Origin of the sequence: Sphingobacterium sp. BIGb0165, assembly GCF_024810095.1 — a bacterium.
GTDB classification, from domain to species: domain Bacteria; phylum Bacteroidota; class Bacteroidia; order Sphingobacteriales; family Sphingobacteriaceae; genus Sphingobacterium; species Sphingobacterium detergens.
In genome coordinates this window covers 108,544-132,874 of record NZ_JANUEB010000007.1, presented here as the reverse complement: position 1 = coordinate 132,874, position 24,331 = coordinate 108,544, and the positions used below count along the sequence as shown (strand labels likewise).

At 40.2% G+C, this 24,331-nt stretch carries 22 protein-coding genes; 12 read left to right on the top strand and 10 right to left on the bottom strand.

The features are described from left to right. Positions 1–412: 412 nt before the first annotated feature. A complete protein-coding gene (locus M2408_RS17185; protein WP_259183713.1) occupies positions 413–2,443 on the bottom strand; it encodes a M3 family metallopeptidase in 2,031 nt (676 codons plus the stop codon). 95 nt (positions 2,444–2,538) lie between these two features. Between M2408_RS17185 and M2408_RS17180 the strand changes: the two genes are divergently transcribed. Further along, positions 2,539–3,066 (top strand): hypothetical protein, encoded by a 528-nt coding sequence (locus tag M2408_RS17180; RefSeq protein WP_259183711.1) that lies wholly within the window; start codon positions 2,539–2,541, stop codon positions 3,064–3,066. A gap of 118 nt (positions 3,067–3,184) precedes the next feature. On the opposite strand, the gene M2408_RS17175 is transcribed toward M2408_RS17180, so the two are convergent. Then, positions 3,185–4,390, bottom strand: coding sequence for a pyridoxal phosphate-dependent aminotransferase (locus M2408_RS17175; RefSeq protein WP_244211858.1), 1,206 nt, complete (start codon positions 4,388–4,390; stop codon positions 3,185–3,187). A 212-nt stretch (positions 4,391–4,602) separates the two neighbouring features. Between M2408_RS17175 and M2408_RS17170 the strand changes: the two genes are divergently transcribed. The 4 genes from M2408_RS17170 (at position 4,603) to M2408_RS17155 (ending at position 9,160) form a co-directional block, all read left to right on the top strand. Then, positions 4,603–5,592, top strand: a complete 990-nt coding sequence (locus M2408_RS17170; protein ID WP_259183704.1) for a cation diffusion facilitator family transporter — start codon at positions 4,603–4,605, stop codon at positions 5,590–5,592. A 148-nt stretch (positions 5,593–5,740) separates the two neighbouring features. Next, positions 5,741–7,531, top strand: coding sequence for a translation elongation factor 4 (lepA, locus tag M2408_RS17165; RefSeq protein WP_259183700.1), 1,791 nt, complete (start codon positions 5,741–5,743; stop codon positions 7,529–7,531). A gap of 69 nt (positions 7,532–7,600) precedes the next feature. Further along, on the top strand, positions 7,601–8,488 hold the full coding sequence (locus M2408_RS17160; RefSeq protein ID WP_120262020.1) for a bifunctional 5,10-methylenetetrahydrofolate dehydrogenase/5,10-methenyltetrahydrofolate cyclohydrolase: 888 nt from the start codon (positions 7,601–7,603) through the stop codon (positions 8,486–8,488). 150 nt (positions 8,489–8,638) lie between these two features. Then, the gene (locus M2408_RS17155) at positions 8,639–9,160 is read left to right on the top strand and encodes a hypothetical protein (RefSeq protein WP_259183698.1); all 522 of its coding nucleotides are present in this window, start codon (positions 8,639–8,641) and stop codon (positions 9,158–9,160) included. A 319-nt stretch (positions 9,161–9,479) separates the two neighbouring features. Here the strand turns inward: M2408_RS17155 and M2408_RS17150 are convergent, their stop codons facing one another. Beyond that, positions 9,480–10,352, bottom strand: coding sequence for a serine hydrolase (locus M2408_RS17150; protein ID WP_259183695.1), 873 nt, complete (start codon positions 10,350–10,352; stop codon positions 9,480–9,482). 155 nt (positions 10,353–10,507) lie between these two features. On the opposite strand from M2408_RS17150, the gene M2408_RS17145 reads away from it, so the two are divergent. Beyond that, entirely contained in the window at positions 10,508–11,050 is a 543-nt protein-coding gene (locus M2408_RS17145) for a DUF1543 domain-containing protein (protein ID WP_259183692.1), read from the top strand. Between the two features lie 121 nt (positions 11,051–11,171). Here the strand turns inward: M2408_RS17145 and M2408_RS17140 are convergent, their stop codons facing one another. The 6 genes from M2408_RS17140 to M2408_RS17115 all read right to left on the bottom strand — a co-directional run bounded on the left by M2408_RS17140 (position 11,172) and on the right by M2408_RS17115 (position 17,215). After that, positions 11,172–12,656, bottom strand: a complete 1,485-nt coding sequence (locus M2408_RS17140) for an amino acid permease (protein WP_120262017.1) — start codon at positions 12,654–12,656, stop codon at positions 11,172–11,174. Positions 12,657–12,801: 145 nt separating this feature from the next. Then, entirely contained in the window at positions 12,802–13,449 is a 648-nt protein-coding gene (locus tag M2408_RS17135; RefSeq protein WP_259183689.1) for an NAD(P)-dependent oxidoreductase, read from the bottom strand. Between the two features lie 6 nt (positions 13,450–13,455). Further along, positions 13,456–13,869 carry an Rrf2 family transcriptional regulator gene (locus M2408_RS17130; protein ID WP_259183687.1) on the bottom strand — a complete coding sequence of 138 codons (414 nt, stop codon included), beginning with the start codon at positions 13,867–13,869 and terminating at the stop codon, positions 13,456–13,458. A 118-nt stretch (positions 13,870–13,987) separates the two neighbouring features. Continuing rightward, complete coding sequence (locus tag M2408_RS17125; RefSeq protein ID WP_259183686.1) at positions 13,988–14,674, bottom strand: hypothetical protein; 687 nt, start codon at positions 14,672–14,674, stop codon at positions 13,988–13,990. A gap of 153 nt (positions 14,675–14,827) precedes the next feature. After that, entirely contained in the window at positions 14,828–16,774 is a 1,947-nt protein-coding gene (locus M2408_RS17120; RefSeq protein ID WP_259183684.1) for a M1 family metallopeptidase, read from the bottom strand. A gap of 93 nt (positions 16,775–16,867) precedes the next feature. After that, positions 16,868–17,215 carry an ArsC family reductase gene (locus tag M2408_RS17115; RefSeq protein WP_223580811.1) on the bottom strand — a complete coding sequence of 116 codons (348 nt, stop codon included), beginning with the start codon at positions 17,213–17,215 and terminating at the stop codon, positions 16,868–16,870. A 331-nt stretch (positions 17,216–17,546) separates the two neighbouring features. Here M2408_RS17115 and fbaA point away from each other — a divergent pair, with 331 nt between their 5' ends. The 6 genes from fbaA to M2408_RS17085 all read left to right on the top strand — a co-directional run bounded on the left by fbaA (position 17,547) and on the right by M2408_RS17085 (position 22,060). Beyond that, on the top strand, positions 17,547–18,626 hold the full coding sequence (gene fbaA / locus M2408_RS17110; protein ID WP_259183680.1) for a class II fructose-bisphosphate aldolase: 1,080 nt from the start codon (positions 17,547–17,549) through the stop codon (positions 18,624–18,626). A 134-nt stretch (positions 18,627–18,760) separates the two neighbouring features. Beyond that, a complete protein-coding gene (locus M2408_RS17105) occupies positions 18,761–19,519 on the top strand; it encodes a head GIN domain-containing protein (RefSeq protein WP_259183677.1) in 759 nt (252 codons plus the stop codon). A gap of 233 nt (positions 19,520–19,752) precedes the next feature. Beyond that, positions 19,753–20,421: a sterol desaturase family protein gene (locus tag M2408_RS17100; protein WP_223580800.1), complete on the top strand. Its 669-nt coding sequence runs from the start codon at positions 19,753–19,755 to the stop codon at positions 20,419–20,421. A 231-nt stretch (positions 20,422–20,652) separates the two neighbouring features. Beyond that, entirely contained in the window at positions 20,653–20,829 is a 177-nt protein-coding gene (locus tag M2408_RS17095) for a hypothetical protein (RefSeq protein WP_223580798.1), read from the top strand. Next, a complete protein-coding gene (locus M2408_RS17090; protein WP_259183669.1) occupies positions 20,819–21,268 on the top strand; it encodes a tetratricopeptide repeat protein in 450 nt (149 codons plus the stop codon). The genes M2408_RS17095 and M2408_RS17090 overlap by 11 nt, the downstream gene beginning before the upstream one ends. Before the next feature lie 201 nt (positions 21,269–21,469). Next, positions 21,470–22,060: a 2,3-diphosphoglycerate-dependent phosphoglycerate mutase gene (locus tag M2408_RS17085; RefSeq protein ID WP_259183667.1), complete on the top strand. Its 591-nt coding sequence runs from the start codon at positions 21,470–21,472 to the stop codon at positions 22,058–22,060. A gap of 91 nt (positions 22,061–22,151) precedes the next feature. Here the strand turns inward: M2408_RS17085 and feoB are convergent, their stop codons facing one another. Then, positions 22,152–24,326 carry a ferrous iron transport protein B gene (feoB, locus tag M2408_RS17080; RefSeq protein ID WP_259183666.1) on the bottom strand — a complete coding sequence of 725 codons (2,175 nt, stop codon included), beginning with the start codon at positions 24,324–24,326 and terminating at the stop codon, positions 22,152–22,154. Positions 24,327–24,331 lie beyond the last annotated feature (5 nt).

Here is a 24,331-nt window from a genome sequence, read left to right as displayed (position 1 = left end):
CTAATTTCTATCTTTTTGAAGAATTAATAAATGGTGAATATAACAAATTCTTTATGATTTGTTGTAGTCAGTTACGTCTATCGCATTATGGAGGTGGAAAGGGACCTTTTAAAAACAAAGTAGGGACATTTAGAAACAAATTTCTGTAGTTTGTCATTTAGCTGAACTACAATTCGGAAATAGTATTCAATATTGTTTGATGTTTTTAAATTGTATAGTGATCAAAAAATGGCATGGGGAAAATCTTTGATGACAAATCAGAGTAAATTGGAAGGTACTCGATATTCCTTGTAATTAGAAAAGAATAAGGCCCAAAATTCGGAATCGAACTTGGACCTTATTTAATCATTATAGGGATTTTCAAAAAATATCATTGCCGTCAATCACAAAGATTGACTTTTGATACCGCCTTCTATTTTAGTAATCCCGCTCGTTTAAGCAGGGGTTCAACAGACGGTTCTTGTCCTCTAAATCGCTTATAGAGCACCATTGGGTGTTCTGTTCCCCCTTTGGATAAGATGTTGTTCTGAAATTTATGGGCAATATCGGCGTTGAAAATGCCATTTTGTTTGAAATAATCAAACGTATCTGCGTCCAGTACTTCGGCCCATTTGTAGCTGTAGTAACCTGATGAGTAGCCGCCATTAAAAATATGGGAAAAGGCTGTGCTCATCGCATTCTCTTTCACATCAGGGTATAACTTGGTGGATGCGAATTGTCCATCTTCGAATGCTTTCAGATCAGCAATGGCACTTGGGTCTTGTCCATGCCAGCCCATATCCAACAAGCCAAAGCTTAACTGGCGCATCGTGGCCATTCCTTCTAGAAAAGATGCACTCTCACGGATTTTTTCCACCAGCTCCATTGGGATCACTTCACCCGTTTCATAATGTTTGGTAAACAGTTCCAAGGCTTCTTTTTCGTAACACCAGTTTTCCATTACCTGACTTGGTAACTCAACAAAATCCCAATAGACAGACGTGCCGGATAAGGTTGGATAGATGGTATCTGCAAGCATGCCATGTAGGGCATGACCGAATTCGTGAAATAGGGTTGTTACTTCCTGAAAGGTTAATAGGGAAGGTTTAGTCGCTGTTGGACGGGTGAAATTGCATACGATAGATACATGCGGACGTTCTTGTTTGCCATCTTGCAAATACTGTGGCTTGAAGGATGTCATCCAGGCACCATTTCGTTTCCCTTTACGTGGAAAGAAATCGGCGTAGAAGATCGCTACCAATTCACCATTATCTTTGGTGACCTCAAAAGTCTGTACTTCTTCGTGATAGGTTTCAATGTCGTTGACTTCTTTGAAATTGATACCAAATAGTCGGTGGGCAACCTCAAATGCACCATCCAACACATTTTCGAGCTTAAAATAAGGTTTCAGCTTTTCGTCATCCAGATTAAAACGTTCTTGTTTTAGTTTTTCCGCATAGTAAGCGCCATCCCATTTTTCAAGCTGTTCGATACCGTGCAGTTTCTTGGCGAAAGCACCTAATTCAGCAAACTCATGTTGTGCTGCCGGTTTTGCTTTTCCAAGCAGATCGTTCAGGAACTCGGTTACTTTTGTTGGATTTTGTGCCATGCGCTCGGCTAACACAAAATCTGCATGGGTGGCATAACCTAATAACTTAGCGCGTTCAAAACGTAGTTTTACGATTTTCAACACATTTTGAACGTTGTTATATTCATTGTCTTGAAAAGCCTTGCGCCCCGCTGCCAAAGTGATCTCCCGACGCAATTCGCGGTTATCGGCATAGGTAACGAAGGGCAGATAACTTGGGAAATCCAACGTAAATAACCAGCCTTCTTTTTCATTGGCTTTAGCTAATGCCTGGGCTGCCTCAATGGCTCCCTCTGGAAGTCCCGCGAGATCTTTTTCTTCGCTAACCAGCAGCTGATAGGCATTGGTCTCAGCAAGAACATTCTCACCGAATTTTAATTTTAAAAGCGATAGTTCGGCATCAATCGCACGCAACTGCTCTTTCTGCTCATCGTTCAACAGTGCTCCATTGCGAACAAAATCTTTGTAGGATTTTTCCAATAACGTTGTTTGTTCTGTGGTAAGTGACAGTTGATCTTTCTGATCGTAAACCGCTTTTACGCGTTTGAACAGGTCAAAGTTTAGCGTAATGTCATTGCCTAAAGCGGATAATTTAGGGGCAACATCCTGTGCTATCTTTTCGAGTTCATCATTGGTCTCCGCAGAGTGTAGGTTGAAAAAGATACTAGACAACCTGTCTAAGGTCTGTCCGGAATAGGACATCGCTGCAATTGTATTGTCAAATGTAGCTGCTTCAGGATTGTTGACAATGGCGTCAACTTCATCTTTTGTCTTTTGAATTGCTGCATCAAATGCAGGGATATAATCTTCGTTTTTTATCTGTGAAAACGGAGCCGTATCGTGCTTCGTTTTGAATTTTTCTGTTAAAATACTCATAAAGGTAAATGTAATAAATATTTGGCTGAAGCGCCAAAATCATTGTGAATTATGTGCTATGGATGATATTTCCCAAAAATGGGTATCTTCGAAGCATGAAATTGAAATCTATTTATCTTCGGATGCTAGCAATCGGACTAGTCCTGACCATGACCATGGAGCTACATGCACAACAGAACTGTGATTCCCTGAAAAAGGAGGTACCAGCGTTCTGTAAACTTCTGGATGACGATGCAAGGATGGAGTTCCCAAAAGATTATGCTAAAATCGCTGCCTGTATGGAGATTGATTCGGTCACGGAGATGCTATTGGGTTATGATATAGTCAAGATGCAAGCCTTACAATTGCAAAAGGTAAAAAGTAGGCTTTTCACTTATGGTGACTGGATGGATATGGTGGTGGAACTGAAAACGAGCAAGGAATACCGCAATGCCGTCCAGATGATGCAATTGATCCATCACAAGATCAATCGTGCGGACTGGGATCAATTGTTGAAGTTGATGAAAGAGAGTGTGTTACCTATTCATCTCGAGGCTCTTGAGCTAGATAAGGTAGAAAAAATGCTTTTTGACCCGAAGAATAAGGGTAAGAAATTCATCGAGGTGATGGAGCATATCAAATAAAAGGACGTATTTGAATATACCGTTGTGGAAAATACAGGAGGGATTGGTACAACCGGGATTGAAAAAAAATGGGTTATCCAATTTTCTTGGATAACCCATTCAGTATAGGGTGTATTGATTATGCTAATTTGCCTAATGCTTCTTTGATTCGCTTTAATGCTTCGATCAGACTTTCGTCAGAAGCAGCATACGATAAACGAATGTAGTTGTCATTACCAAAAGAGTCACCGCCTACGGTTGCAACGTGACCAACATTCAATAAATATAAAGCTAGATCAGATGAATTTTTAATGATATTGCCATCTTGGTCTTTTTTGCCGAAGAAGGATGAAATTTCAGGGAAGAAATAGAAAGCACCTTCTGGAAGATTGGTGCGTACCCCCGGGATATCGCTCAATAGATCAAATACCAATTGACGACGACGTGCAAAGGCTTCTTTCATCTTGTTGACAGACTCTAATCCTTGTTCGTATGCAACAATACCTGCACGTTGTGAAATCGAGCAAGTCCCTGATGTTGTCTGGCCCTGCAATTTATCATTTGCCGCCGCGATAGTTTTGTTGGCTGCAATATAACCCAAACGCCAACCAGTCATCGCAAAGGCTTTTGAGAAACCATTGATGATAATAACACGGTCTTTGATGCTGTCAAACTGTGCAATGGATTCGTGTTTGTCCACAAAGTTGATGTGCTCATAGATCTCATCAGATAGAATGAATATCTGTGGATGCTTCTCGAAAACTTGGGCCAATGCAGCTAGTTCATCTTTACTATAAACTGTTCCAGTTGGATTGTTTGGTGAAGAGAACATAAACAGTTTGGTTTTTGGCGTAATAGCCGCTTCCAATTGTGCTGGTGTAATCTTAAAGTTATTTTCGATCTCGGTATTGATAAATACTGATTTTCCTTCTGCTAAAACAACCATCTCTGAGTAGGATACCCAATATGGTGTAGGAATAACTACTTCATCACCTGGATTGATCAATGTTAAGATCACATTAGACAGGGATTGTTTTGCTCCTGTTGAAACAACGATCTGCGAAATATCATAGTCCAGATTATTCTCTGTCTTCAATTTATTCACAATCGCCTGACGCAATTCAGGGTATCCGGGTACTGGCGAATAACGTGTCCAGTTTTCATCCAGGGCCTTCTTTGCTGCATCTTTTACATGTTCAGGCGTGTTAAAATCAGGTTCACCTACGCTAAGGCTAATTACATTAACGCCTTTTGCTGCTAATTCGCGGCCCAACTTGGTCATTTTAAGTGTAGCCGATTCGGACAAATTATTTATCCTGTCTGATAAGTATGATGATGTGCTCATGGTAAGACAAAGATATTATATACGTCGCAAATAATTGTCTTTATTTTTGAAAATTTACAAAGAAAAGGGCTGTTTTTATTGGTGCTTTGGTAACAAAAAGCGCTTGAAGCGATTTAGCCTACAAATATTGACATCTTTGTGCTGTTGATGTGTAAAACTAATCAATTTGATTTGGCGTTATATCTTTACCTTTGCCCTACAAAATACAGGTCATGTCGAGACAAACAAGATTGGTTTTATTATCGCTGTTTACGGGAATAGGCTTAATGATCATTAAGTTTGTTGCCTATTTTTTAACAGATTCCAGCGCCATCTTTACAGATGCTGCCGAGAGTATCGTCAATGTTGTGGCCTCAGGTTTCGCATTTTATAGCATCTACCTTGCTGCACAACCTAAAGATGAAAACCATCCTTATGGACATGGTAAAGTTGAGTTTTTCTCTGTTTTCCTTGAGGGCGGGCTGATCTTTATCGCTGGTGCGATTATTTTGGCAAAAGCCTGTTACAATATCTTTTTCCCGGCAGAAATTACGCATCTCGAACAAGGGATCTATTTGATCGGAATTACTTCGCTGATCAATTTTGCTGTGGGACTTTATATCATGAAAAGAGGGCGTGCCTTGGGGTCTATTACCTTGGTGGCAGATGGCAAACACCTGCAGGTGGATGCTTACAGTACAATCGGCTTGATATTGGGCTTGCTCCTGATGAAGCTGACGGGATTCCAATGGATCGACGTGGTAATCTCCATTATATTGGGACTTTTTATCTTATTCAATGGCTACAAATTGCTTCGGCAGTCAATCGGCGGCCTGATGGATGAATCGGATACCGAACTTGTGCAGGATGTGGTGGCTATTTTGGAACGTAACCGTAAAGCGGAGTGGATTGATGTGCATAATCTTCGGGTGCAGCGCTATGGAAACGAACTGCATGTGGATTGCCACCTTACTTTGCCCAGTTACCTTGATTTAGTGAAGGTACACGATGAAATTTCGGCTGTCGATAAGATTGTCAATAAGGAAATGTCTGTGCGTACCGAGTTTTTTGTGCATGCAGATCCTTGTCTCCCACAATGTTGCCGTTATTGCCAGGTGACGGACTGTCCGATACGTTCGGAACAATTTAAAGGTAAGATCGCTTGGGATATGGATAAAGTGACCCGCAACCAGAAACATTTTTCCTACGCGGTAGCGGACTAAAAATGAAAATGCTTTTTGCTTGTGGCTCATGTCTATAGCAAATCTTTTCGTCCTACCTTATCCCACAAACGAAAAATATACTTGATTCTATAAATATGTATAAAAAAAGGTATCTTTGCCTTTTAGCAAAAGAGTTTAAAAATCCTATATGAAGCACATTCGTAATTTCTGTATTATTGCGCATATTGACCATGGCAAAAGTACTTTGGCAGATCGCCTTTTAGAGTATACCAATACCATCAGTCAACGCGAAGCACAGGCACAATTACTTGATAATATGGATTTGGAACGTGAACGTGGTATTACGATCAAGAGTCACGCCATCCAAATGAATTATAAAAAAGATGGTCAGGAATATATCTTGAACCTGATTGATACTCCCGGACACGTTGACTTTTCATATGAAGTATCCCGTTCTATCGCTGCCTGTGAAGGGGCCTTGTTAATTGTGGATGCATCACAGGGGATTCAGGCACAAACAATTTCAAACTTATATTTGGCTTTAGAGCATGACTTGGAAATTATCCCGATCTTAAATAAGATGGATCTTCCGGGGGCGATGCCTGAAGAGGTAAAAGATCAAATCGTCGATTTGATCGGTGGTGAGCGTGATGCAATTATTCCTGCTTCTGGAAAGACCGGCCTCGGGGTTCCAGATATCCTGGAAGCGATCGTTGCACGGATTCCACATCCTGTAGGTGATGCTGATGGACCACTACAGGCCTTGATCTTTGACTCTGTATTCAACTCATTCCGCGGTATCATGGCCTATTTCAAAGTTGAAAATGGCGAGATCCGCAAAGGGGATAGAGTAAAATTCGTTGCGACTGGTAAAGAGTATTTTGCAGATGAGATCGGTACCTTGAAGCTCAATCAAGTGCCAAAAGAAGTCATCAAGACCGGAGATGTTGGTTATATTATTTCTGGTATCAAGGAAGCTCGTGAAGTGAAAGTAGGGGATACCATTACCCATAAAGACCGCCCTTGCGGTGCGGCAATCCAAGGATTTGAAGAGGTGAAACCAATGGTCTTTGCTGGTATCTATCCTGTGGATACAGAAGATTACGAGGAATTGCGTGAATCGATGCACCGTCTGCAATTGAATGATGCTTCTTTGGTATTCGAACCGGAGTCTTCAGCGGCCCTAGGTTTTGGTTTCCGTTGTGGTTTCTTGGGTATGCTCCACATGGAGATTATTCAGGAACGCTTGGAAAGAGAGTTTGATATGACGGTAATTACTACCGTGCCCAACGTATCTTATAAAGCCTATATGACAAAGGATAAGGAAGAAGTGATTGTACACAATCCTTCAGACTTGCCTGATCCAAGTAAATTGGATTCGATTGAAGAACCTTATATCAAAGCTAATATTATTACGAAATCGGATTTCGTGGGACCGATCATGTCTTTGTGTATTCAAAAACGCGGTACAATCATGAATCAGCATTACCTGACTTCGGATCGTGTGGAGTTGGTTTTTGAGATGCCAATGGGTGAGATTGTATTTGACTTCTATGACAAGTTGAAAACTATTTCCAAAGGTTACGCTTCATTTGACTATCATCAGATCGGTTACCGTACTTCGGATTTGGTTAAATTGGATATCCGATTGAACGATGAACCTGTGGATGCCTTGTCTTCTTTGATTCACCGAAGCAATGCCTACGATTTTGGCAAGAAAATCTGTGAGAAACTGAAAGAACTTCTACCTCGCCAGCAATTTGAGATCCGTATCCAGGCTTCTATCGGGGCGAAGATCATCGCACGTGAAACGATCTCCGCTTTGCGTAAGGATGTAACCGCAAAATGTTATGGTGGTGATATCTCGCGTAAACGTAAATTGTTAGAAAAACAGAAAAAAGGTAAAAAACGCATGCGTCAGGTTGGGAACGTAGAAATTCCGCAATCAGCATTTATGGCGGTATTGAAATTGGATTAATAACATTTTAAATTATATAAAATAAAGGAGCTCTTGGGCTCCTTTTAAATACAATCAAATCTCCTAAACATGAATCTATTAGATGGTAAACTAGTTTCCGAAAAAATCAAAGAACAAATTGCGCTGGACGCGGCTGAATTTACAACGCAAACTGGCCGTAAACCGCATTTGGTAGCTATCCTTGTTGGTAATGATGGTGGTAGTGAGACCTATGTAGCCAGCAAAATGCGCAATTGTCAATTGGTCGGCTTTGAATCTACAAATATCCGTTACGATGAAAGTATCAGCGAAGAGGAATTGATCGCTAAGGTCAAAGAAATCAACAAAGATGATACGATCGACGGTCTGATCGTTCAATTGCCTTTACCAAAACATATTGACCCGGACAAAGTTACCGAAGCAATTGATTATCGCAAAGACGTGGATGGATTTCACCCGATCAACTTGGGGCGTATGCAACGTAATCTTCCTTGTTTTATCCCAGCGACACCTTATGGTATTATGTTGATGCTTGATTATTACAAGATCGAGACAGCGGGTAAACATGCAGTGGTGGTAGGCCGAAGCAATATTGTTGGTTCGCCGATGAGCATCTTATTGGCTCGCAATGCCAATCCTGGAAACTGTACTGTTACGTTAACGCATAGTCGTACTAAAGATCTTAAAACTGAGGTCTTGCGTGGTGATATCGTCGTGGCTGCTATCGGTAGAAAGAATTTTGTTACTGCAGATATGGTCAAAGAGGGGGCTGTGGTAATTGATGTGGGTATCAATAGAGAAACATCTACTGAAACTAAATCTGGGTTTAAATTATATGGTGACGTGGACTTTGAGCATGTGGCACCTAAAGCTTCCTGGATTACTCCGGTACCGGGCGGTGTAGGGTTGATGACCATCGTTGGATTATTGAAAAATACATTGGAAGCGGCGAAGGGAACAATTTACCCAAAACAATAAGTTTTTCTATTTGGCATAGAAGTTGTAAATTGAAGACTAGTTAATCATATAATTACAAACTTACATGAAAACATCATGCAGTTGATAGGCTCCAAAAAGGATAAATATAAGCTCTTGATGACTTCTTGCCATTAAAAAACAAATATTCTAATGAAAAAAATTGCACTTTTAGCAGTAGTAGCGGGAGCATTGGTAATGTCTTCTTGCAATAATTCGGAGAAGAAAGCGTCAGACGCTACAGATACTGCACAAACAGTAGGTGAACATGTAGATGCTGCAATAGCCGATTTAAAGAACACCGAAGAAACTGCGCGTTTGAAAGCTGAGGAAGCTAAGAAAGCTTTAGATGAAGCAATCGCCAAAGGTGATAAGGCTGCAGAAGAGAAAGCTCGTGCGGCGTCGGAAGAGGCTAATACAGCTTGGGAGAAAACTAAAACTGCATTGCGTGATGCTGGTCAGGACGTAAAAGAAGGTTTGAAAGACGCGAAAGATGCTACGGTAGATGCAGCGAATAAAGCCGCCGATAAAACTAAGGATGTAGCAAAAGATGTAGCGGATGGTACTAAAAAAGTGGCTGGTGATGTTGCTGATGGTACTAAAAAGGTAGCTAAGGATGTTGCTTCCGGCACAAAAGAGGCTGCAAAAGATGTGAAAGATGCTTTTAAAAAGTAAATGACAATAGTGGCCGCAAAGCCAAAAATGTTAGTGATGCGTTGAAAAACTAATTCGCTTATTTAAAAAGATAAAAAAACGGAGACTGCTTCAGCCTCCGTTTTTTTATGTTCTTTTATTTGTAGTGGCAGTCATTAATGATCAGCTTTTGGAGCGGATATCATCTTGAAATGGTTTAGATAGTGAAAGCAATAATCTGCATGGAAATCACAGTAACTATCAGCCTACAACTATGCTGTCATTTGGATCAAATTTAGCGCTACCGAAGGACCATATATCGATGTGCTACAGGCAGGCTTAATCAATCGAAGCAAACAAATTATTTGTTGTAGTAATCCCACAGTAATTTGGAGAGATTGCGTGTCAATACTTCTGCAGCATTGGTTTTACCCCAGCTCTTATCCTGATTGTTTTTGGTGAATATACTGAATACATAGTCTCCCTTAGGTGCATTGACCAAAATCACCTCGTTACGTACATCATCCAAGGAACCAGTTTTAGAGGCTGCCTTGACTGTAGCTGGAATCTGGGAAAGTGCTCTTTCATCATAGAACATATTGCCCAGAAAACGATACATCCGATCCGAAGATTTTACTGAGACTACTTTTCCCTGACGGATCAAAGTTAGGAGATCTGCCATCTCCTTGGCTGTGGTCTGTCCCCAACCGTATTTTTCCCAATCAGCTTTTCTTCCTTCGGTTTGTGAATTGACACGGGTATGCTGTAATTGAAGGTCGCTCATCAACTTGTTGATTGCTATTCCACCACCAGCAAGCTTTTGATTCCAGATGCTTGTTACATTGTCACTATAGGACAGCATGAGAGCGACAAGTGTTTTGAGATCAACTTTGCTGCTGTCCTTAAAAAATTGCATCAGACCCGAGCCTCCATACTTTTGACTTTCACGATAGACATACTCTTGGTCCAATTGCAGCTGTCCTTTTTCAATTTTATCAAAGACGCCCACTAAAATTGGGATCTTGACAACGCTTGCTGTAGGAAAGATACTATCGGCTCCGATGTTGACTTCCTTGTGTTTCTTGAGATCATGCACATAGATACCTACTTCTCCCTGAAAACCCTGAATAAGCTGTTTTATCTCTTTTTCCAGTTTTTTATCTGTACTTCGTTTTTGCGCGAAAGAATACAAAGACAGGAATAGTAACGTAAATGATAGGAAAATTTTACTCATAGTCAGGTCTTTATCTGTATTAAATGTGGTGGATAATCGTTATTTTTATTGTTTAATGGGCTTAAGTTATGAAATATCCATGATTGGAAAGCACAAACACTGATGAAAATAACCTGGATATTCCATATAGCCTTTCAAAGATAGATTATTTGCATATGAAATTATTTATGATTTTGATCGGTTGTAAACCGAAAAATAGACGTACAGAACAGCATGATATCTTTTTTGGAATCGGTAATGAACTGAAGGATTTTATAGACCCAATTAAAGATTTCTGGCCTGATGCTGATGGTAAAATTCATATTGATGCTTACCGTGTGGTTAATAAAATCGGAGAGTATGAAATTAAGGTGGTAGAAAAAAATAATTCTACAGTGTCGGATACAGAATTGAAATTATTTTTTGTCAACCTGGGGGGCTATAAGCCAAATGAGTTTGATGAATTTCATTACAAGGAACTGATTGTTGCCCCCAATTTGGCTAAAGCAACAGAGAAGGCCAAGCGCACCGTTTTTTGGAAGCACCATAGCACAGCTCATATTGATGATAAATATGGGTTGGATGTCGATGATATTTATGAAATAGAAGATCTGTTGCTTGATGCGGATAAAGTAAAATATCATATTCAGATTGTTCCCAAAACCGGGTTGAAAGAGGATGTAATTGCAAATGGCTATTTTAAGTTGAGCGCATTATAGCTTATTTGGCGGGCGAACTCAAAAACACATAATACTTAGACATAAACAAATCGGGCTTCTTTTTTAGGAAGTCCGATTTGTTTATATGGAGAGAAGTATGAATAGATCGTGTTTGTCTCTATTATTCTATACCTTGTTGATCTCGGTGTTGTTTGCGGATAACACTATGCTTTTTGCCGTAAACGAAGTAAATCAATAGACCTAAGGCCAACCAGATTGCCAGACGTTCCCAGCTTTCAATAGGTAGTGAGGCCATCATCAGTACACAGACAATGATACCCATAACTGGAACAAAAGGAACTAAAGGCGTTTTGAATGGACGTTCTAGATTGGGATCGGTTTTGCGGAGTACCAATATACCTACACAAACCAATGTAAAGGCAAATAAGGTACCTATACTCACCATGTGACCAAGGTCGGAAACAGGAACAAATCCAGCGAAGATACTTACGAATACCATAAAGATTGCATTTGTTTTCCAAGGAGTCTGTCTTTTGGAAAGATCAGAAAATATTTTTGGAAGCAAGCCATCTTTACTCATGGAATAGAATACCCGGCTTTGTCCGAGTAACATGACAAGAATAACAGATGTATAACCAGCAATAATCGTAATAATTAATGCCGTATTCAGAAAATGATATCCTGTTTTTGCAAATGCCGTGGCTACTGGTTTGGCATCGCCTTTAAACATGGTATAATTTTCAATACCTGTCATTACATAAGAGAACAATACATAAAGAAGGGTACAGATAATTAATGATCCGATGATACCAATTGGCATTCCTTTTTTCGGATTTTTCGCCTCTTGAGCAGCCGTACTTACAGCATCAAAACCAATAAAAGCAAAGAATACAACACCTGCTGCACGCAATACACCGCTGATTCCGAAATGACCGAAGTCATCGCTCTTTAGAAAAGCCCAAAAGCCTTGCTGTCCATTTTTGACCATTTCCTCACCAGCATTTACCGGGATAAAAGGATCGTGGTTTGCAGGGTTGATAAAGCTCCATCCCAACGCAATGAAAATCAATACAACGCCTACTTTTAGGATCACTAGGATATTGTTTACGCGTGATGATTCCTGTGTTCCACGCATTAATAGCAGCGAAAGCAAACATACGATAATGATGGCTGGTAAATTAACCATACCACCTTCCCAGGGGCCTTTCAGCAGTGCGTCGGGTAGATGGATGTGGAAAATCATCAGGAGCTGATTAAAGTATTGCGACCAACTGACGGCTACAGTAGCACCCGCTAGTGCGTACTCCAATACAAGGTCCCATCCGATAATCCAGGCAACGAACTCACCCATAGTTGCGTAAGAATAGGTGTAGGCGCTCCCAGCGACCGGAATCATGGATGCAAATTCGGCGTAACAGAGACCTGCAAAAGCACAACCAACGGCAGCGATAATAAAAGATAGGATAACGGCGGGACCAGCATTCTCTGCAGCTGCAATTCCGGTTAAGGAAAATAGTCCTGCGCCAATGATAGCTCCAACACCTAGCGCAATTAATCCGCCACTTGTTAATGTTCGTTTCAGTGTATGTTCACCATTTTCATTTGCCTCAGCAATCAGTTTAGGAATCGATTTTTTAAATAGCATAGGATTAATTCTTTTTCGATTATTTAGCTTTTTAATTGTTTAATTAATGTCAAATATAAATGATATCAACGACAAAAGGGAAGATTGCGCTTCCCTTTTGTAATAAAATTTTGTATAAAATCTAAATCAAACGATTGTAGTGCTATTAGTATGCAGCTGTAAAACGTTTGTTTGTAAACTGTTTGTTCTCGATCTCGTCCACGATGGCAACGGCAAGATCTTCAACTGATAATCTCGAACGCCCTTCTTGATCAAATACTGGCGCATCCAAGCCCGTGCGATAATTGCCCGTGCGTGTACCGACAGCATGCGGATTCATCTCTATGGCTGGGCTGATCATCGTCCAGTTCAGTTGTTCTTCCTTGCGAATGGTATCAAGATAATCTGCTGCTGCCAAAGCTCCAGGTTTGATTTCCTGAGGGAAATCTGGTGAATCGACCAGACGATTGCCATCAATTAATAAGCTTCCAGCTCCACCAACAACAATAAATCGTCTAACGCCCGCATCTTTAACGGCTTGTTGAATTGCTAAAGCACCTTGGGTAAAATCTTCGTAAAGGTTAGGGTTAGTCCAGCCCGCATTAAATGCTGAAATAACTACATCAACGCCTGTTAAAGCGTTTACCAACTGTTCATGATTGTTGATGTCAACCTGTACTTTCGTTATTTTGTCGTTCGATGGAATGCTATCTGTATGACGAGCTAGTGCTACGACCTGGTAGTTGCGGTCAACCAATTCTTTGACAAGATGTGTTCCTACGTATCCTGTGGATCCAATTACTGCTACTTTCATGTGTTTTTAATTAAATGTTTTACTGAAATCAACCAGCGTCATTTTTTCCAAACGCGTTACAATATCAGTGTCGACTTCCTGATAAAGATCCTGCAATTTGGCATTGATGTTTTTACCTACAATACAAGCTGGATTGGGATTGTTGAATTTACCCGATAGCTCATTTTGTTTTGTACTTTGATAGATGTCTGCAAGACTGATGCGCTCTTTTTCCTTGTTTATGCGAATCCCTCCACCTTTGCCCTCTTTACTGACTAATAAAGCTGCTGCTTTCAGCGAAGCGATCTCCTTGCGGACTACAACGGCATTTACCTGGATGCTTGACGCGATGTATTCGGAAGAGAGCCACTGTTCGGACTCTTCCAATTGTGCTAGGACCATAATATGTAAAGCTGTTGCAAATCTCAAGTTGTGTAACATCCTGTTGCTGATTTTTTAATTTTGATAACACAAAGGTAATGCAAAAGGTTTTAAACTGAAATAAAAAATATTACAGTTTAAAACCTTCTGACAATCACATGATAAAAAGTATCGTTTTTTATTTTTTCTCGTTAAATTTCTTGTAACTATCCATGATATAGACCCGTAGTGTTTCTATGCTGCTGTTTTGGATAAACTGATATGAAGGTCTAAATCTTTCTTTAAATAATGCTAGTTCGGAAGCATTAAGAGGCGTCAGCTCTTTGATAAGATTATCAGTAAACTTCCGGTCAACGGCTCTTTTTTCCATTTCCGCTACGAGAAGTTTGTAGTTTGAGCGTGCCTGCTTACCTTCCTTGCCAAATATGCGACTGGGAGAGATACGGATCCCGCCGCGGTTTTTGCTAGCATCCGAATATTTTCCGGCTTCTTTTTCCCGTTGAATTTCAGCTGCAAGTCTACTGTCAGTCATCCGTTCGACGACAACCTGGCTCAATTCAATAGGGGTATTTATTCTGTTCAAATAGATTCTCCGTAGACTTGTATCATAAATAAATACAGTATCTTGTTCATATCCGTTGGCTTTGATCAATAGGAGATCATTGATATTGGCATCGATGGCAAATGATCCATCCCTGTTGGTCTGAACTTCTACTTTGCTCCGTAAATTCTGGATCTGCGCAGCTTCTATCTTTTCTCCGCTGACAAGCTCCATAATAATACCTTTGGTTTTTTCCTGTGCAAATAGTTGTCCGGAGACCAACGTAATCAATAAGCAGCTTAGAATCGTTTGTATTACTTTCATGGGGATATATATATTATACATAAATGAGCTTGTTACCTTCCGTTTTTATTCGTTTATCGCAATGAAACCATTATGAATAATTTTTTGATCATAATGGTTTCATTGCAGAAAATTTCCTTATCAAAAATAACGAATAGATTTTGAATTATCGCGCTAATTTGCCTTCCATGTATTATTGTCCGGATTCTTGTCTGGCATCACGTCATCGGGATCTAGCTGAACAGACTGTAAAGCTTCGTTTGTCGCAATTTTAAATTGCCATACATTGTTTCTTTCCCAGATTTCCACGGGTAGTTTTTTTCTTATTTTTTTGCCCGATACGGTGGTTGCCTCCACGATAATAGGCATTGGCAATTTTTCCAGATTTTCTACAGTAACCAGTGCGCCGAGCATAGGCTGATTGTTGACATAGGAAACAGCCTTGATCGCCTGATCCATTTGCCAGTTGTTGACAAACCATCCCCGCCAAAACCAATTGAGGTTTTCACCGGTTCCGTTTTCGATCGCTTTAAAGAAATCTTCTGGTGTCGGGTGTTTAAAAGCCCAGTCCTGGATGTATTTTTTAAAGGCGTAATCGAAGCGCTCTTTGCCGATAATCTCATTGCGCAATAATTTTAGTCCATAGGCTGGTTTGTAATATACAAGGGCACCGATATTACGCTCTTTCATATTTTGCGGTGTACTCATAATCGGCTCGAGATTCTGTGATGTGAAAATATACGAGCGACTAGCCTGAGGACGATGATATTCACCTTTATTAAATTCTTGTGTCGCTAACTCATTGATAAAAGTATTGAAGCCTTCATCCATCCAGCCATGTTCACGTTCGTTGGACGCGACAATCATTGGGAACCAGTTGTGGCCAAACTCGTGATTGGTCACCCCCCAGAGTGAGCCTGCCTTGGCTTGATTGCCACAGAATGACAGGGCAGGATATTCCATACCACCTACGTTGGATGCAACATTTACGGCTACAGGATAGGGGTATTCAAACCAGTTTTTGGAATAAATTTCGATGGCAGCTTTGGTGTATTCTGTTGAACGCTCCCAAGCATTGTTGCTGTTACTTTCTACAGGATAAGCTGACAGCGCAAGAGCTTTTTTGCCACTTGGTAGATTGATCTTAGCGCCATCTAATATAAAGGCAGTAGAGGATGCCCATGCGATATCCTGTGCATTGTTGAGTTGATATTTCCAGGTCAACGCTTTTTTGTTTGGTCTGGAACTTTTTGCGGTCACTTCTTCCGCTGAGCGAATCAATACCGTTTCATCACTGCGTAATGCCAGTTGATATCTTTTGAATTGGTCTGCTGTAAACACCTCCTGTGGATTTAAGAGCTCGCCTCCTAGAACAACGATATGATTAGCAGGTGCTGTGATTTCTACCTGATAATTGCCAAATTCGCGATAAAATTCTCCGGGTCCTGTATAAGGCAATGTATTCCATCCTCTAATGTCATCATATACACAAAGCCTGGGAAACCACTGCGCAATAGCATAGATTTTTCCATTTTTGGTGTCAAGGATACCCGTACGGTCAGCACCATATTGTGGCACGGTATATTGGTAAGTAATCTTGAATGTAATTTTTCCACCTTTACTTTTCAGCGCGGCCGGTAGTCGCAGCTGCATACGTGTATCATCAATAATATGCTCTATGGTTTCTCCGTTGGCGTCGGTGACAGACTGGATCTGGTAACCGCCATCAAATTTCGAGTTTCCATCACCATATCGGCTATTGGTCAACGGAGAAATCAACTGACCACGGCCATGTTGTGAAAACATGTTTTGGTCTAATTGAAGCCAAAGGTAATCCATATTGTCGGGACTGTTGTTACTATAGGTAATCTCCACTGCACCAGTCACCTGATCATTCTGGTCGTTTAGTGATGCCTGTATCTTGTAGTCTGCAGCATTTTGCCAATATCCGGGGCCCGGCTTACCGGCTGCAGAACGATAATCATTTCCATTGTTCTTGAAAAACAAGGGTGCAAAAGCTTCGGTATAACTATAGTTGGATGTTTTTTCCTGGGAAAAGGACGGAAAAGCATAGCTCAAAGCAACAAGGCTCAAAGAAGCCAATGCAAGTCTTTTCATCATATCTGTTCGTATTAAATTATGTTTATTGGTCACAATATACAATGAAAAGTACATAAGGCAAAAAAAAGCTCCTTTTTAAGGAGCTTGTAACAATTATTTTAAGTTGCTGTTATAATCGTCTTCACTGAATCCGAGTAGGATACCCTTACCATGTTCGATCACAGGGCGTTTGATCATACTGGTATGTACCTTTAATACGTTATTGGCACTATTTGCATCAACGACCCCTGCTTGTTCCTCTGCAGTCAGTTTCTTCCAGGTAGTACCCTTTTTGTTGACCAGTGATTGCCAGTCAACCTTTTTCTCCCATTCTTGTAGTTTTTCATCACTGACACCTTCTTTTTTGAAGTCATGAAATTGATAGGCAATCTGATTGTCTTCTAACCATGTCAAGGCTTTTTTTACTGTGTTACAATTTTTGATACCGTATACCTGTAGCATAATGATTACAATATTAGTGAGCCCAAATTTAAATAATCCATGATGCATTTCATGCCTTATCAGACCTGTTTTTTTGTTGAATAGTTAGACAGTGCCGGGAGTCTGTGAGCGTTTGCATGTCAATCTATCTGATTTGGCTTGAATTGGCCTTGCTGGATAAACTACATCTCGGATGACGAACAACTGTCTGCTTTATCACTGTACAAGGATATGGTAACAAATAATTGATAGTGTATTTAGTACACTTTAAAAATTAGGAAGTGATAATTATTTTTAATAATTTAGTAGCTTCAAGAGTTAATAAAGATTAAAATAAATCAATAACAGTAATATGAGCCTAAAAGATTTTAAAGGTGTATTGACGGGAGATCAAGTACAAGAGTTGTTTGAAGTTGCAAAGAAACACAAATTTGCTTTGCCTGCGGTAAACATTATCGGAACAAATTCTATCAATGCGGTAATGGAAACTGCTAAAGCAGTAAACTCTCCTGTAATTATTCAATTGTCAAATGGTGGTGCACAATTCTATGCGGGTAAAACATTAAATAATGACAACTTGCAAGCTTGTGTATTGGGTGCGGTATCTGCAGCACAACACGTGCATTTATTGGCAGAGCACTACGGTGTTGCGGTAATTTTGCACACCGATCACGCTGCTAAAAAACTTTTACCTTGGATCGACGGTTTGTTGGACGCTGGTGAGAAATTCTTTGCACAACACGGTAAACCATTGTTCTCTTCACATATGTTGGATCTATCTGAAGAACCAATCGAAGAGAATATCGAAATTTCTGCAAAATACTTAGCGCGCATGAAACCACTAGGTATGACTGTAGAGATCGAATTAGGTGTTACAGGTGGAGAAGAAGATGGTGTTGACAACTCGGATGTTGACAGCTCTAAATTATATACACAACCAGAAGAGGTTGCTTATGCATACGAAGAATTGTCCAAAGTATCTGATAAATTTACAGTTGCTGCAGCATTCGGTAACGTTCATGGTGTCTACAAACCAGGTAATGTAAAATTACAACCGGTGATCTTACACAATTCTCAAGAATATATCCGCGAAAAATACAAGCTTGCAGCTGAAAAACCAGTGAACTTTGTATTCCACGGTGGATCTGGTTCCTCTCCAGAGGAAATCGCTGAGGCGATCTCTTATGGTGCGATCAAAATGAACATCGATACAGATATGCAATGGGCATTTTGGGATGGCGTGAGAGGTTATGAAGCTAAAAACCGCGATTATTTGCAAGGACAGATCGGAAACCCTGAAGGTGCCGATTCTCCAAACAAAAAATATTACGATCCACGTGTATGGTTACGTAAAGGTGAAGAAACATTTGTTGCTCGCTTGAAAGAAGCGTTTGCTGATTTGAATGCAGTAGATGTAAACAGCAAATTGTAAGCTGAACAAAATATATTATAATATGAGGTGTCCTGGATTGCAGGGCACCTTTTTTTGTCAAAATAGGTTAAAAAAAGGGCTTAATAGTGATGATTGGCGTGTTTTTTGACATTAAGAAATTCGAATAAGTCAGGATGAATATGCAATCCCTGGTGACGATGCAAATCACGATACAGCGGAGAAGCATATCAAAAGGTGAAAATATAGATAAAACAGCTATGAAATTTTTAGGAATCAGTGCATTTCTTTTATTAATGACTCAAGTCGGTTTCGGACAGGCGAAACAAAATGTAGGCGATTTTAGTTCAGTTGTCGCTACAGATAAAATACAGGTAGAACTGATCAAATCCAATGAATCCCTGGTGACCTTTGAAGGGCAGAACCACGAGAATGTAAAGGTAGTCAATACAAATGGTGCCTTGGTCCTAAAAATGAATACCTTAAATATGTTGCAAGGAGGGAATATCTCTGTAAAAGTGTATTATAAAAGCTTGAAAAATATAGAGGCTAAAAAAGGGGCTAAGGTATTTGCCACATCAAATAATGTCGTGTCATCTGACCAGCTAAAACTCTATGCATCGGAGGGTGGATTGGTGGACCTCTATGCTGATGCGAAAAATGCTGAGGTGAAAGTAACCTCGGGAGCAACGGTAGCACTTTATGGTAAAGCAGATAGACAGGAAATTATCTCTAATTTTGGTGGAAAATATGAGGGGAAAGATTTTAAAACTAAAACCACTCTTGTCACAGTGAACGGCGGCGGAAAAGCGGAAGTCAATGTGATCGATTCTATTGAAACAAAAACTCGTGGGGGCGGCACAATCGATGTGTATGGCAAGCCAGAACAGCGCGTAGAAAAGAAAATGGCCGGAGGAACAGTCAACTTCAAATAAGAAACTGTCTTGATTTTGTCAATTTTGATCGTGCGTATTTTTGATCAAAATTGATAAAATTTGAAGAAAGTTTAAGTTAAAAGATCAAATAAAAGGTTTTAGACTAAGATTTTCCTAACTATGTGTTTAACCTTTTTGTTGAAAAGGTCAAATATTTTGTTTTTCTAGTCTTGAACCTTCTTCATTTGTGCTTAAAATACGTATTTTTGTGAGGGAATAATAAAAATAGTATTATGGCAAAGCGTAATTATGTTTCAAATTCTACGGAATCTACGCGCATGTTCAAAAATGACTTTTTGGAGTCTTTGACGAAAGTGCACTGGAGTGTACCTTTGATTTTCTATGTACCCGTAGTTGTTTTCTTTTCGTATAAAGCTCTGGTTTGGGGAGAGATTTCCCTAATGACATATCTTGGGTACTTTGTTTTTGGTTTGGCATTTTGGACAGCATTTGAATATGCACTCCACCGCTGGGTATTCCATTTTCATCCGACCTCAGAATGGGGGAAACGGATCGCTTTCATTTTTCACGGTGTACATCATGACTATCCAAGAGACCGGATGCGCTTGGTGATGCCTTTATCGGCAAGTATCCCTTTGGCAGCGCTAGTATATTTTGGATTTACATTGTTCTTTTCAAATGAGTTTATCCTGGCTTGCTTTTTCTCCGGATTTATGATTGGATACCTGATCTATGATGAATGTCACTATGCCATGCACCATGCAAACTTTAAGAGTGGGATTTTCAAACGCATTAAACAGCATCATATGTTACATCACTATTCGGATCCTGAAAAAGGATTCGGTGTGAGCTCGTCATTATGGGATGAAATATTACGTTCAGGTTTCGAAGAAAAAGAGCCCAAAAAAGAAACATCGACACTAAAAGAAGAAAAAGCATAACGCTTTTCTATTGATTATAAAAAAGCCTTTGGAGTAATTCCAGAGGCTTTTTTTGTGGGCAATATTTATTGGTGGGCGAATTTGAATTTTTAAAATGCCAACTAAAAGAGGACGCTTTTTGATGTGTTTAATCCTTCTTCTAAGTTGTTTTTCTTAATGTTATTTATTGTTAATAATTTTGTTAGATTAAACTAACTTATTATTTTTATTTATAAAATAACAAAAACAATAATGGAATATGTGATCATACTATTGGAGGAAAATAGAAAAAGGCTAGAACGTCATGTTCGTGATACCAATCTGATGAAGGCTGATATTCAATTGGCAACGAAAGAAATGCAGCAGATTGGTCAATTGAAACGAGCGATAAAAATTTTAAAACAGAAAGCAAAAAGCTATGGCCAATAGCGATCTACGTGCTATAGAGCGGTATTGGCAAACCTTAACACTTTCAAGCAATTTGCTTTATAATGCGGATAAATTTGAGGAGGCCTTATTGAGTTATCAGTGTGCGTTGGCCAGTGCGGAGCTATTAAATAACCATCTAACAGACTGTATTTATTTGGAAGTTCCTGTTATGCAGGTCTATATTATCTCATGCAATAATCTCGCAAATACTTATATTGCTTTAGGTGATTTCGAACAGGCTGAACGTATGCTTAAGCGTGTGTTATATTATTTGTTACATCTTGTTGTTCACGTTCAACTCGATCAAAATGAGATTCAAACCGAACTGAAAAGAGCGACATCAGCCTATCAGCAATTTGCTGAAGAAACAAATATGGAGAAGCATAAGAGAGCACTTTTTTTTGATTTATTCAAGGAACAATTATTTGAACGCGAATAATAAATTAAATTTAGGTTTTGCAGCGTAGATTAGCTATCCCTTTAAAACAAAATACCGCAAAGCATTATTTTGTCTATGGATAGCTACAAATAGATAGGATCTGGTAGCTGATTATCTATGTAGTACTCCTTCAGTAAATCTCATCGATGCGTGTGTTTCACTTCGGGTAGCTATCTGCTAAAACAATAAATAATAGGAATAATGGTAAAATTATTTTTAGTCCGTCACGGGCAATCGCAATGGAATCTTGAGAACCGTTTTACCGGTTGGCAAAATATTGATATCACAGTCTTGGGGCAACAAGAAGCGCGACAAGCCGGGAAAGCATTAATGAATGAATCAATCGATCTCGCATTTACTTCTACACTGATCCGGGCACAACATACTTTGGAGATCATTCTCAACGAGATCGGAAAGCCCAATATTCCGATTATCGTTGATGCTGCACTGAACGAGCGGAGCTACGGAAACTTAGAAGGACTAAATAAGGATGAAACCGCTGAAAAATATGGTGTGGAACAAGTCCATATCTGGCGAAGATCTTTTGATGTAGCTCCTCCGGGCGGTGAAAGCTTAAAAGATACCTACAATCGGGTGATACCGTATTTTGAGAATTTCATACAGCCAGAGTTGGACGCAGGTAAAAATGTTCTTATGGTCGCACACGGTAACAGTCTAAGAGCGCTCATTATGTATCTGGAACATCTCACCCCGGCACAGATCCTTGAGCGGGAAATAGCAACCGGAGATCCCATTACATATCAATGGGATCACAATAAAATCATACGATAGCCGGATTTTGTCGCTAAGGTTTAGTTCGAATAGACTTAACTGTTTGCAAACAATCAGCACGGTATATGGGCAGGCATCATAGGTCAACAGATTAGGCAAAAAAGTACCAAACTTTTGTTACCAGGAAACATACGATCAGGCCATAAAATACGGGTAACAATGTCGCTACTGCGGTCCATTTGCGACTTCCCGTTTCCTTATAAATGTTGTATATTGTTGTGCTGCAGGGATTGTGTAGGAGACTGAACAGCATCAAATTAATGGCGGTCAATGTTGTCCACCCACCCGCGTGTAATAGGGTCGACACCTCGTTTGCTGAGCCTTCAAACAATACACCCGTACCAGCTCCGGTACTCCCTACCGTGAGCGCAGTTAACATGAGTATGGTTGGGATAACAATTTCATTCGCTGGAATGGCAACGATATAAGCCAATAAGATAACACCATTTAGACCTATAAATAGACCCATCGGGTTGAGGCCATGAATGAGCCAGAGCGCTATATTTTGATCAGCGATATGAATATTGCAGATCAACCAAATAATTGCACCAGCGGGTGCAGCAAAGATGATAGCCCGCCATAAAACGATCAATGTGCGGTCTATGAATGAGCTGTATAATGTCTGAAAGAATCTCGGTGGGCGATAAGGGGGCAGTTCTAGCGTAAAGAAGGAGGATTCTCCTTTGAGCAATGTTTTTGACAATAGCCAGGAGGTGAAAAATGTAAATGCAATACCAAGGATCGCAATGAAAATTACAGCAAACATGGCGACTGAGCCAGACCATTTGGCAGGAACTAAAATACCTAAAAAAAGACTGGCGATCAAAATCTGTGTGGGCCATCTTCCATTGCACAGCGAGAAGTTATTGGTGATGATAGCAATTAATTTTTCACGTGGACTGTTAATGATCCTTGTCGCGACAACACCTGCAGCATTACAGCCAAAGCCCATACTCATGGTCAGTGCTTGTTTGCCATGAGCACCGGATTTTTTGAATATCCGGTCTAGATTGAATGCAACCCTAGGGAGGTAACCAAAATCTTCCAACAATGTAAATAATGGAAAGAAGATCGCCATGGGTGGCAGCATGACCGATATGACCCAGGCAGTAGCCAGATAGATCCCGTCAATCAGAAAACCACCTAGCCAAACAGGAATATCCATGTCCGTTGACGTATCCTTTAAAAACGGATAAACATGATCGAGCAATAACGTTGATAGCATTTGTGAAGGATAATTTGCCCCTGTGATGGTGAGCCAAAGGATCAATCCGAGCAGCATAAACATAATCGGAAATCCCCAGATACGGTGGGTGACGATATGATCGATACTGCGGTCCAGTCGAAATGAATAGCTGTCCGAATCTGTTGAAACATGGTCTTTTACCAGTTTGCTCGCTTTTGCATAAATCGCTTCAACCAGCTCATTTCGATAATTATCTCCTAGTTTAAATCGATATGCTGTGGCGCGATGCAATATAGGAGCTAAGTTTTCAAAGTCAATGGAATTGGATAGTTGTCCTTTTTGTAAGGCATCAATAATGCTTTTATCATCTTCGATCAGACGCATGGCCAGCCAATTCGTGTTGGTTAGCTTGCTGTCCAGCGTATGGAGATCGTTGGCTATTGTCGCAACAGCAGTGCCAGTTTGCTTTGTCAACTGAAAAGAGGTTGTTTTTTCGGGGAGGAAACTACCGTCAGCCACTTGATGAATGGCAGCCAAGAGGTCTGAAAGACCTTCTTTAGTACGGGCGCTGGTGCAAATAACAGGGATACCGAGATCCTTTGATAGGGTTCGTACATCAATCTCTATCCGATGACGTCGTGCCTCATCCATAAGGTTGAGACATAAGACCGCTTTGTTGCTAATTTCGAGGATTTGAAGAAGCAGACTGAAATTGCGTTGCAACCTGCTGGCGTCGACGACAATGACCGTGACATCGGGTTGGCCAAATAGGATAAAATCTCGGGCGACCTCTTCATCTTCGGATGTAGAAAGTAAGGAGTAGGTGCCAGGGAGATCAATGATTTTAAATTTATCGTCTTTATGTGAATAACTTCCTTCAGCTCGCGTAACAGTTTTGCCTGGCCAGTTTCCCGTATGCTGTTTTAATCCCGTTAGCGCGTTAAAAATGGAACTTTTGCCTGTATTGGGATTTCCCGCTAAAGCAACAGTGTAGGTGGAATTTCCCAAATTTGCTCCCCATTGCTTTAGATCCGAAGTGGGATTCAGCTGGCAGGTTTCGCATGCTGTATGTTTTTTCATCGTCA

Bases quoted from the DNA above. Each gene is read 5' to 3' on its own strand.
- M2408_RS17185 (WP_259183713.1), bottom strand. From the start codon at position 2,443: ATGAGTATTTTAACAGAAAAATTCAAAACGAAGCACGATACGGCTCCG.
- M2408_RS17085 (WP_259183667.1), top strand. From the start codon at position 21,470: ATGGTAAAATTATTTTTAGTCCGTCACGGGCAATCGCAATGGAATCTT.
- M2408_RS17180 (WP_259183711.1), top strand. From the start codon at position 2,539: ATGAAATTGAAATCTATTTATCTTCGGATGCTAGCAATCGGACTAGTC.
- M2408_RS17155 (WP_259183698.1), top strand. From the start codon at position 8,639: ATGAAAAAAATTGCACTTTTAGCAGTAGTAGCGGGAGCATTGGTAATG.
- feoB (WP_259183666.1), bottom strand. From the start codon at position 24,326: ATGAAAAAACATACAGCATGCGAAACCTGCCAGCTGAATCCCACTTCG.
- fbaA (WP_259183680.1), top strand. From the start codon at position 17,547: ATGAGCCTAAAAGATTTTAAAGGTGTATTGACGGGAGATCAAGTACAA.
- M2408_RS17090 (WP_259183669.1), top strand. From the start codon at position 20,819: ATGGCCAATAGCGATCTACGTGCTATAGAGCGGTATTGGCAAACCTTA.
- M2408_RS17140 (WP_120262017.1), bottom strand. From the start codon at position 12,656: ATGCTATTTAAAAAATCGATTCCTAAACTGATTGCTGAGGCAAATGAA.
- M2408_RS17120 (WP_259183684.1), bottom strand. From the start codon at position 16,774: ATGATGAAAAGACTTGCATTGGCTTCTTTGAGCCTTGTTGCTTTGAGC.
- M2408_RS17100 (WP_223580800.1), top strand. From the start codon at position 19,753: ATGGCAAAGCGTAATTATGTTTCAAATTCTACGGAATCTACGCGCATG.
- M2408_RS17145 (WP_259183692.1), top strand. From the start codon at position 10,508: ATGAAATTATTTATGATTTTGATCGGTTGTAAACCGAAAAATAGACGT.
- M2408_RS17105 (WP_259183677.1), top strand. From the start codon at position 18,761: ATGAATATGCAATCCCTGGTGACGATGCAAATCACGATACAGCGGAGA.
- M2408_RS17125 (WP_259183686.1), bottom strand. From the start codon at position 14,674: ATGAAAGTAATACAAACGATTCTAAGCTGCTTATTGATTACGTTGGTC.
- M2408_RS17130 (WP_259183687.1), bottom strand. From the start codon at position 13,869: ATGTTACACAACTTGAGATTTGCAACAGCTTTACATATTATGGTCCTA.
- M2408_RS17170 (WP_259183704.1), top strand. From the start codon at position 4,603: ATGTCGAGACAAACAAGATTGGTTTTATTATCGCTGTTTACGGGAATA.
- M2408_RS17095 (WP_223580798.1), top strand. From the start codon at position 20,653: ATGGAATATGTGATCATACTATTGGAGGAAAATAGAAAAAGGCTAGAA.
- lepA (WP_259183700.1), top strand. From the start codon at position 5,741: ATGAAGCACATTCGTAATTTCTGTATTATTGCGCATATTGACCATGGC.
- M2408_RS17135 (WP_259183689.1), bottom strand. From the start codon at position 13,449: ATGAAAGTAGCAGTAATTGGATCCACAGGATACGTAGGAACACATCTT.
- M2408_RS17115 (WP_223580811.1), bottom strand. From the start codon at position 17,215: ATGCTACAGGTATACGGTATCAAAAATTGTAACACAGTAAAAAAAGCC.
- M2408_RS17160 (WP_120262020.1), top strand. From the start codon at position 7,601: ATGAATCTATTAGATGGTAAACTAGTTTCCGAAAAAATCAAAGAACAA.
- M2408_RS17150 (WP_259183695.1), bottom strand. From the start codon at position 10,352: ATGAGTAAAATTTTCCTATCATTTACGTTACTATTCCTGTCTTTGTAT.
- M2408_RS17175 (WP_244211858.1), bottom strand. From the start codon at position 4,390: ATGAGCACATCATCATACTTATCAGACAGGATAAATAATTTGTCCGAA.